Origin of the sequence: Streptomyces sp. NBC_01591 (assembly GCF_035918155.1) — a bacterium.
GTDB lineage: Bacteria > Actinomycetota > Actinomycetes > Streptomycetales > Streptomycetaceae > Streptomyces.
This window is the reverse complement of the sequence record NZ_CP109327.1, coordinates 8,218,874-8,235,093: the sequence shown is the minus strand read 5'-3', so window position 1 is coordinate 8,235,093 and position 16,220 is coordinate 8,218,874. Positions and strand designations below refer to the sequence as shown.

Genomic DNA, 16,220 nt, shown 5'->3' with positions numbered 1-16,220 from the left:
CACGGAGGTCCGCCCGGATGTACCGGACGGAATCGTCTACGTCTGAGCACTCGCGGGTACGGCCCGTGTGCGCCGACCCCGGCCGGGCCGTACCGCTCAGTCCTGGTGCTTGCGTCGCGCGGCAGCTGCGTTGCGGCCTGTCACCAGGTGCTTGCCGGCCAGCTTTTCGACGCCCGCGACGTCACGCTCCGCGATCGCCCGGTACAGGCCCTCGTGCCCCTGCGCGACGCCCTCGATGTCGTCGTGCTGTCCCAGCAGCCAGCGCATCCTGCTGCGGAGGGTGCTCTGGAGCTCGTTCAGGAGTTCGTTGTCGGCCAGCGCGGTCACCGTCTCGTGGAAGTCGGCGGCGGCCCGGCGGGCCCGTACGGCATCTCCCCTGTCCGCCGCCTTCAGCTCGGCGTCGAGATCCGCGCGGAGCTTCTCCAGTCCCGCGCGGGTGCGCCGTTGGGCGGCGAGCCGGAAGGTCAGCGTCTCAAGGGCCGCGCGGACCTCGTCGAGGTCCTCGACATCCGCCGGCGTGAACTCCCGCACGACGGCCCATGTCCGCGGCCTCGGCGTGACCAGCCCCTCGGTGACCAGTGACTTCAGGGCCTCCCGGATGGGCAGCCTGCTCACCCCGAGCTCGGCGGCGAGCTCGCGCTCGACGAGCTTGCTGCCCGGCTCACGCACACCGTCGATGATCTCGTCACGGAGCAGGCGTGTGACCCGCTCCGACTCGGGCTCGAAGTCCTCAGACCCTGTCATGTCCTCAAATCTCTCATCACTCGACGTCGGTATTCGGTATGCCGTCTGCGGTACGGGGTTCTCAGGCCGGTGCGTAGCCGCGTGCGCGGACCAGGTCGCGGGCGAGCCGGGTGAAGGCGCGGGCGGCGGCGCTCTCGTAGGTGCTCTCCCGGTGCAGCAAGGTGGCGACGCGGGTGGGCAGCGGAGGGTCGATGGGAATCGGCGTGAGGTGCGGGTGGTCGTCCGTGATCGCGTCGGGCAGCACGGTGGCCAGCAAGCCGGTGCGCTGGACGATTTCCGTGAGGCCCTGGATGGTGTCGGCCTCCACGGCGATCGGCGGGCTGACACGATGCTCGGCGAAGTAGCTGTCGATGTGACTTCGGGTGGCGAAGTCACTGCTCACTATAGGTGCCGCCTTCGCACTCGCCTCCATCCTGCTCTTCCTCCTGCTGATGCTCTCGGGCTTCATGGGGCACAAGACGGGAGTCCCCTTCCCCGTCACGAGCCGCGGCTCCATCGTCCGCGGAAACGTGATCGGCATCCCGGTGAACATGCTGTTCTTCGCCGTGATCGTGGCGCCGCTCAGCGGCGCACAGTTCAAGCTGGACGGGCAGGTCATCCAGGTGGTCGCGACGAGGGCCTGCGCGGTGGGTGCGGCGCCCGCCGCGGGCGGAGGCGACCGCGAATCCGAGCAGGCCGGCGGTGACGTCCCAGGGGCGGTCTCCGTCACTCATGTCCAGTTCGCTCTGCAGGGACGGCAGGGCCACGTTCACGATCGTGCTGTCCAGCAGAATCATCAACTGGGCCGGCCCCAGGACACCCAGGGCCCACCAGCGCTCGGGATGCGGGTGCGGGGGGCTGGGGGTGACGGGGAACCAGGCATGCCCCCCGCATGCCAAATGACCGCCATCCGACAAAGAAGATCCCTGGTACGGCCTCAGCGCACGCGACAGGGTCCTCGATCCGACGAAATATGGGATACGAAAAATTTCACCCCCGGCCGCCGCCCTGGCGGCTCGCGGAGAAGCGGGACGGGGGCGTACCGAAGGCGCGGGTGAAGGCAGCGGTGAACGCTGCGGGAGTGGCGTAGCCGATCCGGGCACTGACCTCGCTGACCGAACCGGTGCGCAGCAGCGGGACGGCCGCGAGCAGGCGGGCACGGCCCCGCCAGACGGCTGGGCTGTCGCCGGTCTCGGCGCGGAAACGCCGGGTGAAGGCCCGTTCGCTCATGGCCGCCCTGGCAGCCCATGCGGCATTGGTGGCGCCGGCGTCCGGGGTGGCCAGGTATTCGCGGCAGAGTCTCGCGAGGTCGGCGGAGGCGGGAATCCCCACGTGGAACGGGAGCGGGGCACGCTCGGCGATCTCGTGCAGGAGGAGCGCGGCGATGCTTCCCGTACGCCCGGACAGGCTGTAGTCGGCCTCGAACTCGACAGCGGCCAGGAGCAGTTCGCGCAGCAGCGGCGGAACGTCCACGACCGCGCAGGTGGCGGGCCACCAGGGGACGGCATGCGGCTCGACGTACAGGCTCCGGGTGCTCACTCCCAGCATGCGGACCCGGTGCCGCGTGGTGGGCGGGATCAGTACGGCGCGCTCGGGCGGAACGGTCCAGGTCCCCTCGGCGGTGTCGACGACCATGACCCCGGTGGCGCCGTAGAGGAACTGCGCGCGCCGGTGTTCGTGCCAGTCCAGTACGTGTCCGGGCGGGTAATCGGTGCCGATCGGCAGGACGGCCCGGTCGACGTGGTCGACATCGGCCAGCGGGACGTTCTTCACCCGTCCATCGTACTGGCCGACACACGAAGGAACTGTGCCGACCATCGCATGCGAGCACATCGCCGGAGCTGGTGGGGTGGAGCCATGGACTTCGTGATGTTGATCGGGGTCGGGCTCCTCACCGGAGTGACGACAGTGTTGTTCGGTTTCGGTGGAGGGTTCGTCGCGGTACCGGTGGTGGTTTGGGCGGACGCCGTACTCGGCGCGGACGCGATGCGGGTGGCGACGGCCACCTCGGCCCTGGTGATGGTGGTGAACGCGGGGTTCGCGACGGCCGTCACACCGCGGCGGGTGCTCCTCTCGCTCCGCGGCAGCGGCGTGCTGCTCCTCCTGCTGGCGGCCGGTGCCTCGTTCGGCGCGCTCGCCACACGCCTCGCTCCGGCCGCTCTGGCCCACTGGGCATTCGTCGCGTACGTCGCTCTCACCATCGCCGATCTGCTCCTGCGGCCCGGCTTCCTGCGCCCGGACACCCGGGTCGGTACGGCATCCGACGCTCCGCGTCCGCTGCCGCCCGTCCTCGGCGCACCGATCGGTGCGGTCGCCGCCTTCCTCGGCGTGGGCGGCAGTGTCATGACCGTCCCGGCGATGCGGCGGGCCGGGCACACGATGCAGGTGGCGACCGCGCTGGCCAACCCCCTCACCCTCGCCATCGCGGTCCCGGCCGCCGTGGTGTCCCTCTGGGTGGCAGCGGTCCCCGCCGCCGCGCACGCGCAGGTGCGACTGGTGGGTCTCATCGACCTCCGCGCCGCCTCGGCGCTGCTCCTGGGGGCTCTGCCGGTGATCGCGGTGCTGCGGCGACGCCCGCCGCGGATCCCCGACCGCACCCATGCCTGGGCCTACATCGGGCTGCTCGTCATGGTGACGGTCGCGATGCTGCTCCTGGTCTGACCGGTCGTTTCGATCGGTGTCCCCGAGGCCCGTCCGGCGGAGTGGGGCGTGGTCGTCGAGGCGGGTGGCAGGCTGAGAGCTGCGAGTCCGCATCGAGCAGGCAGGGGGAACGGATGCCCGAGTTGGAATTTCCGCCGACACGCGTGGCCGGACGGGGGCGCGATTGGTACCGGGGTGACTGTCACGTGCATTCGGTCCACTCGGACGGCGAGCTGACGCCGGAGCAGCTCGCGGCCGGTGCCCGTGCGGCGGGGTTGGATTTCCTGGCGACCACCGAGCACAACACCTCCGAGGCGCATGGTGCCTGGGCCCGGCACGTCGGCGACGACCTGCTGGTGATCCTCGGTGAAGAGGTCACTACCCGGACCGGGCACTGGCTCGCGTTGGGTACCCGCCCCGGACAGGTGGTCGACTGGCGGTACGGCCTGCGGGACGAGCGGGTCGGCCGGCATCTGGACGAGGTCCATCGAGCCGGTGGGCTGTGCGTGGCGGCCCATCCGCACGCGCCGTACGCCTCGGGCACGTTCATGTACCCGTACCAGGGGTTCGATGTGGTCGAGGTGTGGAACGGGTTGTGGAGCTCGGACGTGCCGTGGAATGCCGACAACGAGGCGGCCCTGGCCGAGTGGGGGCGCAGCCTGGCCGCGGACATCCACCGGGGGCGTTGGCGGCCCGCGATGGGCAACAGTGACACGCATCTGGCGGGCCAGATCGGATTCCCGCACACCGTCGTGCTGGCCGAGGAGCTGAGCGCCGAAGCGGTCCTCGCCGGAATCCGGTCGGGCCGGAGCTGGATCGCCGAATCGGCCGCCGTCGAGCTGTCGTTCAGAGCCTCGGCCGGTGACCGGAGCGCCGGTATCGGTGAGCGGCTGGAGGCGGGTGACGCGCCGGCCGAGGTGAGGGTGGACGTACGTGGTGTGCCCTCGGGCACTGTCGGCTTTCACACCGAGCGGGGCAGGGCGCATCACGTGTCGTTGCCCGCCTCGGGTTCGGGTGCCGTGGAGTGGCGCATCGGCACGGCGGACTCGGCGTTCGTCCGTGTCGAGGTGCGCCACCCCGACGGGCGCATGGCGGCGCTCAGCAACCCGATCATCCTGGCCTGAATGCGTCACGCCGTCGGCTTCGCGCCGCCCGCGCGGCAGGCGGATCGACCGGAAGGCGCGTGCCGACCGGTCAGTCGGTGGCCGGCCGCACCGGTTGCGCCAGGTGCCGCCACAGGAAGGCATGCAGCAGGGCCTTGTTGTGGGCGGACTGTTCGTTGTCACTGGCGCCCGCGTGGCCGCCGCCGGTGTTCTCGTGGAACAGGACCGGGTGACCGAGTTCGCGCAGCCGCGCGGCCATCTTGCGGGCATGGCCGGGGTGGACCCGGTCGTCACGGGTGGAGGTCGTCAGGAGCACCGGCGGACAGACCTGGTCCGCGGTGAGCCGGTGGTAGGGGGAGAGCTCGCGCAGGTGCGGGCGATCGGCTTCGGCGTCCGGGTTGCCGTACTCGGCGGTCCAGGACGAGCCGGCGAGGAGCTTGTGGTAGCGGAGCATGTCCAGCAGCGGTACCTGAGAGACGATCGCGCCGAACAGGTGCGGATATCGGGTGATCATCGCGCCCATGAGCAGGCCGCCGTTGCTTCCCCCCGCGGCGCCCAGCATGGCCGGGGTGGTGATGCCCCGCGCGACGAGGTCCGTGGCGACGGCAGCGAAGTCCTCGAAGGCTCGCGGCCGGTCCGCGCCGAGCGCGGCCTGGTGCCAGTCCGGCCCGTACTCGCCGCCGCCCCGGATGTTCGCGATCACGTACGTGCCGCCGCGCTCCAGCCACGCCCGGCCCGTCACCGCGTCGTAGGAGGGGACGAGGGAGACTTCGAAGCCGCCGTAGCCGTAGAGCAGGGCGGGTCCGGGGCCGTCGGGGGAATGGCCGGGGCCGATCACGAAGTAGGGCACCCGCGTGCCGTCCCGGGAGGTCGCGAAGAACTGCTCCACCGACAGACCGGCCGTGTCGAAGCGGTCCGGCGCCTGCTTGAGGATCTCGGAGTCGGCGCCGATCCGCCCGTGGTGGAGGGCGGATGGCCGCAAGTACCCCGACACGTCCAGGAAGTACTCGTCGGAGACGTCCGGGTCCGTGTCCACGACCGTGGCGGAGGACAGCGCCGGGACGTCCGCGAGCGGCTTGCGCGCCCACCCGCCTCCGGCGATCGGGGTGAGGACCTCGATGCGGGTGCTGACGTCGCGCATCGTCTCCAGGATCAGATGGTGGCGGGTCCAGGAGTACCCGGCCAGAGCCGTCCGCTCGTCCGGGGTGAACAGCACCTCCGCGGTGCGGTCACCCGCCAGGAAGGCCTCGAAGTCGAACGCCAGCAGGGAGCCCGACGGCTGCCCGAGCCAGTCGGACTTCAAGGTGACGATCAGATGCCGGCGATGGGGATGGACACTGGCGTCGTCGGGAACGTCGATCTTGACGAGCGTGTCGTCCGGGGCCAGGAGGTACGTCTCGCTGCGGAAGAAGTCCAGCCACCGGGCGACGAAGTCCCGCTCGAAACCGGGCGTGAAGTCGTGCCAACTCCAGGCCGCCACATCTCCCGGCCCGGCCTCGAAGACCTGAGCGGCCTCTTCCAGCGGTGTGCCGCGGCGCCACCTGCGTACCGTGCGCGGATAGCCGGCGTCGGTCAGGGAGCCAGGACCGAAGTCCGTGCCGATGAAGACGGTGTCGGCGTCGATCCATCCGATCCGCGTCTTCGCCTCCCCCACCCGGAACCCGCCCTCGACGAAGGTCCGGGTGGCGAGGTCGAACTCGCGGACCACAACGGCGTCACCGCCGTCGCGCGACAGGGACACCAGTGCCCGGTCGTAATCGGGACGGCGCACCTGCGCACCCGACCACACCCATTTCTCGCCCTCCGCCGCGGCGAGCGCGTCGATGTCGAGCAGGACCTCCCACTCGGGCAAATCCTTGCGGTACTGCTCCAGCGTCGTACGCCGCCACACACCACGCACATGCCCGGCGTCCTGCCAGAAGTTGTAGAGGAACACCCCGCGACGGACGGTGCTGGGGATGCGGTCCGAAGCGTCCAGCACCTCCCGCAGGCGCTCCTTCAGGTCGGCGAACCCGGCATCGGCGGCCAGCGCCGCCTCCGTCTCGGCGTTCCGCTCGGCCACCCATTCGAGCGCGGCCTCGCCGTCGATGTCTTCCAGCCACAGGTACGGATCTTCATCAGTCACAAGCCGAATTGTGCAGCCATGGGACGCGTGCCGAGAACACATCCGCTCATCGCCGGGGCGCAAGGGCTCACAACCAGCCGCGGCGGGCCGCGATCACGCCGGCCTGGAAGCGGTTGGCGGCGCCGAGGAGGTCGTGGAGGCGGCTGATGCGGCGGCGCATGGTGCGGACGGACCAGCCGAGCTGACGGGCTATCGCCTCGTCCTTGAGGCCGCTGACCAGGAGGGTGAGGACGAGTCGGTCCTCCTCGCCGAGCGGGTCCTCGGCGGGGGCGTTCAGGGGCAGGGCCTGCTTCCAGCACATCTCCCAGTAGCCGGTGAGGGCGTCGAGCAGGGTGGACGGGCGGATCACCGCGGCCCGGACGTCGTCGAGGTCGAGGGAGAGCGGCATCAGGGCGAGCCTGCGGTCGGCGATGGCGAGTTTGATGCCCAGTCCGGGCAGGACGCGGGCCTGTTCGCCGTGCCGGACCAGTTCGCGGATGTCGTCGAGGACGCCCGGCCATTCCAGGGCCTCGGGGGCGTACACCGCGCGGTACCGTACGCCGCGGCCCAGTGCCGTCGCCTCCACCGGGTTGGAGGTGGTCAGGGCGTACGGCGGCCGGTCCAGGGTCATCACGTCCTCGTGGGCCTCCTGTTGGAGGCGGACGAACCAGCGGCCGAGTGCCTCGCTGCCGGTGGTGATCTCCACCTCGTCCTCGTCGGTCGCGCCGATGCGCGCGGCGGCGAAGAGCCGGGACAGCTCGTCGGCCGCCGAACGGACCCGGTCCAGCTCATTGCTCCTGGCCCGCACCAGCGCCTCGACGGCGGCCCCCGGCTCGATCGCGGCGTACCGGCGGCGGGTGCCGGCGAGCCTGCCGACCAGCCCGTGGTCGCGGAGCCGGTCCAGCGCCCTGGCGACACGCTCGGCCGAACAGCCGAGATCCGCAGTGAGTTCGGCGGGCGCCGCCGTCCGCCGGGTCAGGACGGCCCGGTAGACGCTCTCGTCGAACGGATCGATGCCTGCCGCGGTGAGTCTCGGTGTCTCGGGAGTCATGGACGGATGGTGGCCCAATTGTGCCAGCGGCAGCAATGGGCCACGAAGATCCGTTGTGCGGCAAGTGCCCGCACCACTAGGACCTTTACGCATGGCAATGAAGTCACGAAGATCGCGTCATGCCGCTCTCGCCGCCGTCGTTCTCGCCGGTGCGTTGGCGGCGACACCGGGTGCCGCCGACGCGTCCACGCCCGGCCCTTCGCAACGAGTGATCGTCGAACTGTCCGGGAGCCCCGCGGTCACCGCCGCGCCCGGTGGGTCGCTGCTGTCCGCCGGGGCCGCCCGCGGCGTCGGCGCCGCCCGCCGTGCGCTCGACGTACGGCAGGAGACATTCCTCGGCTCGGCGAAAAGCGCCGGGCTCCATCCCTCGGCCACCCGCAAACTGGGGCTGCTCATCGATGCCGTGGCGATGACGGTGCCCGCGTCCGAGGTGGGGCGGCTGTCCTCGCTGCCGGGTGTCACCGCCGTCCGCGCAGACACCCGGGTGCTGACGAGGACGGACGTGAGCGTGCCGATGATCGGCGCCCCGGGCGTCTGGCGGCGCAAGGACACCGCCGGAAGCCGCGTCACCGGCAAGGGGACCACCGTCGCGATCCTGGACAGCGGGGTGGACTACACCCACCCCGACCTGGGCGGCGGACTCGGCAAGGGTCACAAGGTCCTCGGCGGGCACGACTTCGTCAACGGTGACGAGGACCCGATGGACGACAACGGCCACGGCACCCATGTCGCCGGCATCGTCGCGGGCCGATCCGCCGCGAAGGGCGGCGTCACCGGCGTGGCGCCCGGCGCGAATCTGCTGGCCTACAAGGTGATGGACGCCGACGGCTCCGGCTACACCTCCGACATCATCGCCGGAATCGAGGCGGCCTCCGATCCGGCCAATCCGCACCGAGCCGATGTCATCAACCTGAGCCTCGGCGGCCCCGGTGACGGCACCGACCCGCTGGGCCGCGCCGCGACCGCGGCCGTACGGGCCGGTGTGGTCGTGGTGGCCGCGGCCGGCAACGACGGACCGGGCGCGGGTACGGTCAGCAGCCCCGCGACGGCCGACGGTGTGCTCGCAGTCGGCGCGTCGACGAGCAATCTGCGGCTGCCCAGCGCGTACCTGGCGGGCGAGAAACCCGAGTTGATCCAGAGTTACCGCGGCATCCTGTCCGCGAACCCGCCGGAGCGCCCCGTCACGGCGCCGCTCGTCGACGTCGGCGAGGGCACCGCCGAGGACTGGAAGCGGGTCGGCGACGTACGCGGAAAGATCGTACGGGCCCGGATGCTCATCGCCGCCGACGCCCAGTACCTGTCGGCGAGCGCCGTGGAGTGGGCGCAGGAGGCGGAGAGGCGCGGTGCGATCGCCGTGCTGGCCGGACTGCCGTCCAACAGCGGCCCGGTGTTCGCCGCCGGAGCGCCGGGCGAGGTCCGGCCGCCGGAGGTGACCCCCGAGCCGGGAGTGGCGCAGATACCGGTTTCGCCCGCGCGGATCGACGCCTCCGGTGACTCACTGCGCATGGACCACCTGGTGGTCATGGGCATCGACGCGACCCAGTACACGGAGTTGAGCACCCGGCTCGCCGCCGGGAAGGTCTCCGTGACGCTGCGCGGCACCGACACCACCGACCGGATCGCCTCGTTCTCCTCACGCGGCCCCACCCAGGGCTTCGGCCTGAAGCCCGATCTGGTCGCACCGGGCGTCGAGATCCGCTCCACCGTGCCCAAGGCGCTGTACGGGCCCGGCGAGTACCGCATGTCGGGCACGTCGATGGCGACCCCGCACGTCGCCGGTGCGGCGGCCCTGCTGCGCCAGCTGCACCCCGGCCGGACGCCCGCCGAGATCAAGGCCGCGCTGGTCGGCACCGCGAAGCCGCTGAGCGGCAGCGGGCCCACGACCCAGGGCTCGGGCCGGCTCGATGTGGCCGCGGCCGCCTCGGCCGCGGTCAGCGCCTCACCGGCGTCGGTGTCCTTCGGACTCGCCGATCTGTCCGGGCGGAAGGTCGGCGGCACCGCGAAGGTGACGCTGCAAAACCCCGGCAAGCGGGCGGTCACGACGACGCTGCGGACCGACGGTCCGGCCAGGGTCTGGCCGAGGCGGGTCACCGTACCGGCCGGGAGGACCGCGACCGTCACGGTCTCGCTGAGCGTCGCCCGGCCGGCCACGGGCACCGAGATCAGCGGCCGCCTCACAGCGACTCCGGACCGGGGACCGGCGATCCGGGTGCCCTATCTGCTCGCCGTCCGGTACCTGGCCGTCCAGGCCGCGCCCGACCCGAGCGACGGTCACTCGACCGTGCACATCGCCCCGCCGACCAGGCTGGCCGCGCCGCCGGTCGTCACGGTCACCCCGCCTCGTGGCAAGGCCGTCGACATCACTTCCACCCTGGATCCCGCCAGCGGCTACTACCGGGCCCAGGTGACCGGCAGCGTGGCCGGCGCCTACCGGGTCTCGGTACGCGGCACCGCGGGGACCGGGCAGCGGCTCACCGGCTCCAGTGCCTTCGAGGTCACCCCGGTCGACAGCCGCGGGGACCGCTGGGAGCCGGCCGGCCCCAACAGCGAGGCCGGTACCGTCGCCCTCTCCCCGAGCCGGCCGAAGCAGGCCGTCCTCACCCAGTTCCAGAAGGCGGCTCCCTGGCTGACCACCGACGACGGGGCCTCCTGGCGCCAGTTGGGACGGCTGCCCGTCGCGGACGGCACGGGTCCGCTGGTGGTGGACGCGAAGAATCCGGACCGCTGGTGGTACGCCGTGAACAGCGTGCACGACGGCAGCCGCCGGGGCGCAGTCCTGCGCACCGATGACAACGGGCGTACCTGGCGCACCCTCGACGTCCCGGACACCCGCATCGCGGCACTCGCCGCCGATGAGCAGACCCGCACCCTGGTCGCGGTCACCTCGGACGCACTGCTCGTCAGTACGGACGCGGGCGACCACTGGACGACGTATCCGACCGGCGTCACCGGCGCCGTCACCGCGGCCACCGTCACCGGCGACACCCTCTACATGACGACGTATCACGGCGTCTGGGCCCGCTCCGGCATCGGTTCGGGCAGTCCCGGCGAGGCGCGCCGGCTCTTCGAGGCGTCCGACGACGGCGTCGGCGGGCTGGCCGCCGACTCCTCGGTCGTGGCGGTGTACGTCCCGGGCCGGGGCGTTGTCGGTTCGCGTGACGGCGGGGAGACCTGGGCCACCCTGCTGGCCATGACGGAGGGCGGCCTCCGCCTGTACATCTCGGGTGACGACCTGTACCTGAGCACGCTGTCCGGCAGCGGCCGGCTCAGCCGCGACCACGGGCGGACGTGGACCACGGTCGCAGGGCCGTCGCGCGCGGCGGTGCCGGTGGACTACGACCGCTGGGCCGACGGGTCCGTCACCGTCGCCGGCGAGCAGGACGGCCTCTACCGGGGTGCCGCGGACGGCACCGGATACCGGCGGATCGGTGTCCAGGGACTGACCGTCAACGATCTCGCTGTCAGTGACGGCCATCTGCTCGCCGCCACCGACAGCGCGATCTACCGCACCGCTCTTCCCGTCGCGAGCCCGGAGTGGGGCCGGTCGGGCGGCGAGGGCAGGACGGGCGTCAGCGTCCCGCAGCTCGCCGTGTCGGCCAAGGATCCGAAGGTGATCTGGAAGGTCCGGCGCACCGCGTTCGGCTCGTTCACCGTCGAGCGCAGCGTCGACGGCGGTGCCACCTGGGAGAAGAGGGGCAGCTCGGCGGAGGTGCCGACAGCGCTGCTGGTTCACCCCGCCGACCCGGACCGGGTGATGGTCAGCTTCCGGAGCCTGCTGGGCCAGGGGCTGTTCGCCACGAGTGACGGCGGCGCGACGTGGAAGAACCTGTACCACGAGCGCTCCTTCGACACCCTCGTGGGCGATCCCGCCGATCCGCTGCGCCTGTGGCTCGGCAACCGTTCCGGTCTCTACCGGTCGGACGACGGCGGGGTGACCGTCACCAAGGTCGCCGACGGCCCGGTGACCGCGATCGACCTCGACGGACGGCGTCTCGTCATCGGCGGCGACAGCGTCCGCGTCAGCACCGACGGCGGCCGGACCTTCCGCACCGCGGACACCGGCGCTCTCGCGATCCACGTCTCCGACCTGCTACGGGTCGGGGACACGTTCTACGCGGCCACCACCAGCTCTGGGGCCAGCGGCCTCCTGCAGGGCGGCCGCGGTGTGCTGCGCAGCACCGACCACGGTCTGAGCTGGCACAACATCTCCACCGGCCTGCAGAACACCGACACGACGAAACTGGCCGCGAGCCCCGACGGCCGCACGCTCTACGTCGGCACCATCGACGGCGGCGTACACCGTCTCGGCCTGCGCCGCTGATCACCACGGACCGGGCGCCCGGACGGAACCTCTGTCCGGGCGCCCGGTCCATGCGCGTGCCGACGCACCGCTCGAACACTCGGTACGCGAGCGTGCGCTTCAGCCACGGTTCCGGTGCGGCTTCCAGCCCTGGTGGGGTACCGCGGAAAGGGCGGGGCGGCCTGGTGGGGCCGCCCCGCGGGGTTCGCCGTCGGGCGTCGGCGCGATCGGCTCAGAGACCGACGTCGCGGGCGTTGATGTCGGCGAGGGATTCGCGGCGGACCAGTAGCCGTGCGCGGCCGTCGAGGACGGCGACCACCGGCGGGCGGCCGACCATGTTGTAACTGGATGCCATGGAGAGGTGGTAGGCGCCCGCGACCGGGATGGCCACCAGGTCTCCGGGGCGGATGTCGCCCGGCATGGCCGCGTCGTCGGCGAGCACATCCCCCGCCTCGCAATGCCGGCCGACGACGGTCACCGTGCAGGGCTCGGCCGTCGAACGTCGGCCGATGAGCCGGGGTGCGTAACGTACGCCGTACAACGCGGGCCGCGGATTGTCGCTCATTCCGCCGTCCACGGCCACGAAGACGCGTTCGCCGGTCCTCTTCACCGCGAGCACCCGGTACAGCGCCACGCCTGCGGGCCCGACCAGCGCACGGCCGGGCTCGACGGTGAGCCGGGGCACGGGGAGGCCGGCCGCGGCGCAGCTCGTGGCCAGTTCGCGGCGGATGCGGGCGCCGAGGGACGGTATGTCGAGCGCGGTCTCCCCCGGACGGTAGGCGACGGCGTGTCCGCCGCCGAGGTCCAGCTCCGGCAGGACGATTCCGTGCTGGTGACGGATCTGGGCGAGCAGCCCGACGACGCGTCGCAGCGCGGTCAGGTAGGGCTTGGCCGTGGTGATCTGCGAACCGATGTGGCAGTGCAGGCCGACGAGTTCCAGCCGTGGCTGGTCGAGAATCCGGGCAACGGCATGCTGAGCGCTCCCGTCGGTGATCGACAGCCCGAACTTCTGGTCGTCCGTGCCGGTGCGGATCGCGGCGTGGCTGCCCGCGCTCACGCCAGGGACCACGCGCACCAGCACCTTCTGGCGGGCGCCGGCCGGGATGAGCGCGGACAGCCGGGCGATCTCCCACGCGCTGTCGATGACGATCCGTCCGACACCCAGGCGCAGTGCGGCGTCCAGGTCGTCCGGGCTCTTGGCGTTGCCGTGCAGCACGATGCGGTCGGGCGGGAAGCTGGCCGTCACGGCGAATTCCAGCTCGCCCGCGGAGCAGACGTCCAGGCCGAGGCCCTCCTCCCGCACCCAGTGCAGAAGGGCGCGGCAGAGGAATGCCTTTGCCGCGTAGACGACATCGGTGTCCGGGAAGGACCGCAGATAGGTGCGGCAGCGTTCCCGCACTTCGCCTTCGTCGAGGAGATAGACCGGTGTACCGAACCGTTCGGCCGCCTCGACGAGGGAGACGCCTCCCACCGCGACATCACCGCGGGAGGTGAGGCGCGCAGAAGCGGGCCAGACGGACAGGCTTGCGGCGTTGCCCGGCGGTACGGGGGCCGTGTGCGACACGGACGGTGCCTGCGCCGGAGCCGACAGCCCCGGCAGTGTTGTGGTCATGGTGTTCCCTCCGCCGGTCAATAGGTCGATGCAGGAGACAATGACGGTGTGCCGGTCGCGCGGACCGCATCGCCCGCTCGCAGCTTCCGGGCCGTCCGACGCTCGCGCGGGGGCGCGGGGGCCGTACGGTGGGTTCGCTTCACAACAGCGGAGGCGGCACCGGGCCCCGGGACGGCGAGCAGCGGATCGACGACTAGGTCGACGACCCCCAAGGGCGCGACGAGGGCGCGTACCGCCGGCTCGGAGAGTCGGATCCAGGTCTGCCGCTGTCCAAGGGTGAGGGCCAGTTGCCGCTCATCGGTGAAGGCGACGGCGGTGTGTACACCGAGCGGCGTACGGAAGAGCCGCACGCAGTAGCCCGTGGGCCCCGACCGGGCCGGAACGAACAATGCTCCGGTCCGGTTCGGTTGAAGGGGGTCGGGGTCCTCGGCACGCTGGTTGTCGTTCATGGCACTCCTGGTGGAGACGGGTACATCGCCCCGGACCACTGGCGATCCGGGGCATGCAACGACGCTATGCCCGCTCCTACCGGCCCGGACGTCCCCGTTAGCGGTCCCTTGATCCCGCACGCCCGACCCTTGACGCACGATTGACGACGGACACGTGGATGCCGGTGATGATCTCAGTGCTGGATCAGGCCGCCGACCGGGACGGGAGCGACGTGCCCTGTTGCCGGAAGGGTCCGCGCCGGCGCGAGGCCGACGTCTACCAGCGATGACCGGCGAAGGCGGGCGACATCGGGGATCGGAGTCCAGACCGACTCGGTGGTATCGCTGTTCGGCTCGGGCCGGAGTCGGCCGCCTGTGATACGGACCTGGTAGGAGATGCCGACGTTCTGGTGCACGGGCAGGCCGGGCAAGCGGTCGGCCGCTGGGATCACCCTTGAGTCGACACCCAGCAGGCGTTCAACCACCGCGTCGCAGCCGGTCTCCTCAGCGACCTCCCGGATCACCGCGTCGACCGGATCCTCCGCGTATACCTCCAGCGACTCAGCGGCCGTTCATATGCAGGACGGATTCCGGGTAGCGGGTTCCCGCCACCGCTTCGGGAGGCATTGCTTCGTCCAACCGCCGCAGATCCTCGGCGTCGAGCACCACGTCCACGGCGCCGAGATTCTCCTCCAGTGTGACCCTGCGCTTGGTCCCGGGAATCGGCACGATGTCCTCGCCCTTGTGGAGCAGCCACGCGACGGCGATCTGAGCCGGCGTCACCGCCAGCTTCCCGGCCACTTCGTGCACCACCGATGCCGCAGCCGAGTTGGCGGTGAAGTTGTCTCCCTGGAATCGGGGGTCGTAGCGACGGTAGTCCGATTCCGGGTACTCCTCCGCCGGTAATGCGGTGCCCGTCAGGAAGCCGCGCCCCAGGGGCGAGTAAGCCACGAGGCCGATTCCCCGCTCCCGGATCGCCGGCAGGATCTCCTGCTCCATGTGCCGCTCCCACAGCGAGTATTCCGTCTGGAGCAACGCCACCGGGCAGACCTCATGGGCGCGGGCGATCGTTCCCGCACCGGCCTCCGACAGACCGAAGTGGAGCACCTTTCCTTCCTGGATGAGCTCACCGACCGTGCCGGCCACGTCCTCGATCGGCACCTCGAGGTCCACCCGGTGCTGGTAGAGGACGTCGATCCGGTCCGTGTCCAGCCGCCCCAGGCATTCGTCGACCACTTTGCGAATGTGGCCCGGCTTGCTGTTCAGCTCTCCGCGCCGCGTTCCTTCGTACTCCCACCCGAACTTCGTCGCGATGACCGCCTCGTCACGACGGCCACGGAGCGCGCGGCCCAGCAGTTCTTCATTGGTGAAGGGACCGTACGACTCCGCGGTGTCGAAGAAGAAGCAGCCGCGGTCGAGTGCGCGATGGATCGTTGCGATCGATTCTTCGTCGTCCGGAACCCCGTAAGTCTGGCTCATTCCCATGCATCCCAGCCCCAGGGCGGAGACTTCCGGGCCGGTGCTCCCCGGCCGACGCCGCGGAATCATTAACGCGTTCAAATCCAGGACCCTTCCCTCAGGTTCCCGTGGCTGTTGTGCCGACCCACGGATCGGTTTTCCTTCTGCGCATCCTGGATTCCGGACATCTGATCGGGGCCGCACTTGTTCTGGATGTGATTGCAAGGGAGTTGGCGCCGGCATCCGGACGGGCAAGGCGGGCCTGCGATGGGAGAGAATGCAGGTCACATCATCACGAGGGAGCGAGGCCAGGGTGACCGAACCGGTAGCGGTGGACCTCATCGATCTGGGAGACGCCGAGGGCAACCGCTGTGTGGTCCGGGTGACCGGGCGCTTTCAGCCCGGCGTGCTGACCGGCCACGACATCTTGCGGGCCGACGTCCTGGTTTCGGCGAGTTTCATCGATGCCCGGCTTGAGCTTTGTCTTTCCCAGCGGGACCTCGACGCCTGGCAGCGCGACCTGGCCCGTCTCGCACCGGGCACGGACGCGGGCCTCGGTGCCGACCGCGGCCTGAGACTCGTCTTCCACATGCACGAGGAGCGCTCCTTGTCGGTGACGGTCCACGATCCCGACCGACTCACCACGATGCTGTGGATCCAGCCCGAGGAGACCTGGATCCAGGAGCACCACCAGCGGCTTGACCATGTGCGCGGCACCTGGCCGAGCGAGGTCGTGGAGACGGCTCCCATGGCTTACGAGTGGAGTCCCCGCCGCAAGCGCTGAGCCACGGCGCAAGCCCT

Annotated in this window: 13 protein-coding genes and 1 pseudogene; 4 read left to right on the top strand and 10 right to left on the bottom strand. The window is 71.1% G+C overall.

Annotated elements, in window-relative coordinates; genetic code table 11:
* Positions 1 to 96: 96 nt before the first annotated feature.
* The 4 genes from OG978_RS38155 to OG978_RS38140 form a co-directional block, all read right to left on the bottom strand.
* The gene (locus OG978_RS38155; RefSeq protein ID WP_326769595.1) at positions 97 to 744 is read right to left on the bottom strand and encodes a GntR family transcriptional regulator; all 648 of its coding nucleotides are present in this window, start codon (positions 742 to 744) and stop codon (positions 97 to 99) included.
* 61 nt (positions 745 to 805) lie between these two features.
* Positions 806 to 1,126 (bottom strand): LysR substrate-binding domain-containing protein, encoded by a 321-nt coding sequence (locus OG978_RS38150; RefSeq protein WP_442817803.1) that lies wholly within the window; start codon positions 1,124 to 1,126, stop codon positions 806 to 808.
* Positions 1,116 to 1,520, bottom strand: coding sequence for a hypothetical protein (locus OG978_RS38145; RefSeq protein ID WP_326770328.1), 405 nt, complete (start codon positions 1,518 to 1,520; stop codon positions 1,116 to 1,118). The genes OG978_RS38150 and OG978_RS38145 overlap by 11 nt, the downstream gene beginning before the upstream one ends.
* Positions 1,521 to 1,713: 193 nt before the next feature.
* Positions 1,714 to 2,496 carry an AraC family transcriptional regulator gene (locus OG978_RS38140; RefSeq protein ID WP_326769594.1) on the bottom strand — a complete coding sequence of 261 codons (783 nt, stop codon included), beginning with the start codon at positions 2,494 to 2,496 and terminating at the stop codon, positions 1,714 to 1,716.
* Positions 2,497 to 2,580: 84 nt separating this feature from the next.
* Between OG978_RS38140 and OG978_RS38135 the strand changes: the two genes are divergently transcribed.
* Complete coding sequence (locus OG978_RS38135) at positions 2,581 to 3,384, top strand: sulfite exporter TauE/SafE family protein (protein ID WP_326769593.1); 804 nt, start codon at positions 2,581 to 2,583, stop codon at positions 3,382 to 3,384.
* Between the two features lie 113 nt (positions 3,385 to 3,497).
* A complete protein-coding gene (locus OG978_RS38130) occupies positions 3,498 to 4,487 on the top strand; it encodes a CehA/McbA family metallohydrolase (RefSeq protein WP_326769592.1) in 990 nt (329 codons plus the stop codon).
* Between the two features lie 70 nt (positions 4,488 to 4,557).
* Here OG978_RS38130 and OG978_RS38125 read toward each other — a convergent pair whose 3' ends face one another.
* On the bottom strand, positions 4,558 to 6,633 hold the full coding sequence (locus OG978_RS38125) for a prolyl oligopeptidase family serine peptidase (protein WP_442817802.1): 2,076 nt from the start codon (positions 6,631 to 6,633) through the stop codon (positions 4,558 to 4,560).
* A 25-nt stretch (positions 6,634 to 6,658) separates the two neighbouring features.
* The gene (locus OG978_RS38120) at positions 6,659 to 7,621 is read right to left on the bottom strand and encodes a helix-turn-helix domain-containing protein (RefSeq protein WP_326769591.1); all 963 of its coding nucleotides are present in this window, start codon (positions 7,619 to 7,621) and stop codon (positions 6,659 to 6,661) included.
* Positions 7,622 to 7,712: 91 nt separating this feature from the next.
* Between OG978_RS38120 and OG978_RS38115 the strand changes: the two genes are divergently transcribed.
* Positions 7,713 to 11,942, top strand: a complete 4,230-nt coding sequence (locus tag OG978_RS38115; RefSeq protein ID WP_326769590.1) for a S8 family serine peptidase — start codon at positions 7,713 to 7,715, stop codon at positions 11,940 to 11,942.
* 211 nt (positions 11,943 to 12,153) lie between these two features.
* Here the strand turns inward: OG978_RS38115 and lysA are convergent, their stop codons facing one another.
* The 4 genes and pseudogenes from lysA to OG978_RS38095 form a co-directional block, all read right to left on the bottom strand.
* Positions 12,154 to 13,533, bottom strand: a complete 1,380-nt coding sequence (lysA, locus tag OG978_RS38110; protein ID WP_326769589.1) for a diaminopimelate decarboxylase — start codon at positions 13,531 to 13,533, stop codon at positions 12,154 to 12,156.
* Positions 13,534 to 13,550: 17 nt separating this feature from the next.
* Positions 13,551 to 13,982, bottom strand: a complete 432-nt coding sequence (locus OG978_RS38105; RefSeq protein WP_326769588.1) for an SAV_915 family protein — start codon at positions 13,980 to 13,982, stop codon at positions 13,551 to 13,553.
* A gap of 173 nt (positions 13,983 to 14,155) precedes the next feature.
* Positions 14,156 to 14,509 (bottom strand): annotated as a pseudogene (locus OG978_RS38100) (NUDIX hydrolase); the annotation flags it as partial.
* Positions 14,510 to 14,522: 13 nt separating this feature from the next.
* Positions 14,523 to 15,509 (bottom strand): aldo/keto reductase, encoded by a 987-nt coding sequence (locus OG978_RS38095; protein ID WP_326770281.1) that lies wholly within the window; start codon positions 15,507 to 15,509, stop codon positions 14,523 to 14,525.
* Between the two features lie 223 nt (positions 15,510 to 15,732).
* Here OG978_RS38095 and OG978_RS38090 point away from each other — a divergent pair, with 223 nt between their 5' ends.
* Positions 15,733 to 16,203 carry a DUF5959 family protein gene (locus OG978_RS38090; RefSeq protein WP_326769587.1) on the top strand — a complete coding sequence of 157 codons (471 nt, stop codon included), beginning with the start codon at positions 15,733 to 15,735 and terminating at the stop codon, positions 16,201 to 16,203.
* The last annotated feature ends 17 nt before the right edge of the window (positions 16,204 to 16,220 follow it).

What these genes read in the sequence shown, in the direction of transcription:
- OG978_RS38155 (WP_326769595.1), bottom strand. Translation starts at nt 744, where the DNA reads ATGACAGGGTCTGAGGACTTCGAGCCCGAGTCGGAGCGGGTCACACGC.
- OG978_RS38145 (WP_326770328.1), bottom strand. Translation starts at nt 1,520, where the DNA reads ATGATTCTGCTGGACAGCACGATCGTGAACGTGGCCCTGCCGTCCCTG.
- OG978_RS38135 (WP_326769593.1), top strand. Translation starts at nt 2,581, where the DNA reads ATGGACTTCGTGATGTTGATCGGGGTCGGGCTCCTCACCGGAGTGACG.
- OG978_RS38130 (WP_326769592.1), top strand. Translation starts at nt 3,498, where the DNA reads ATGCCCGAGTTGGAATTTCCGCCGACACGCGTGGCCGGACGGGGGCGC.
- OG978_RS38125 (WP_442817802.1), bottom strand. Translation starts at nt 6,633, where the DNA reads ATGTGTTCTCGGCACGCGTCCCATGGCTGCACAATTCGGCTTGTGACT.
- OG978_RS38120 (WP_326769591.1), bottom strand. Translation starts at nt 7,621, where the DNA reads ATGACTCCCGAGACACCGAGACTCACCGCGGCAGGCATCGATCCGTTC.
- OG978_RS38115 (WP_326769590.1), top strand. Translation starts at nt 7,713, where the DNA reads ATGGCAATGAAGTCACGAAGATCGCGTCATGCCGCTCTCGCCGCCGTC.
- lysA (WP_326769589.1), bottom strand. Translation starts at nt 13,533, where the DNA reads ATGACCACAACACTGCCGGGGCTGTCGGCTCCGGCGCAGGCACCGTCC.
- OG978_RS38105 (WP_326769588.1), bottom strand. Translation starts at nt 13,982, where the DNA reads ATGAACGACAACCAGCGTGCCGAGGACCCCGACCCCCTTCAACCGAAC.
- OG978_RS38095 (WP_326770281.1), bottom strand. Translation starts at nt 15,509, where the DNA reads ATGATTCCGCGGCGTCGGCCGGGGAGCACCGGCCCGGAAGTCTCCGCC.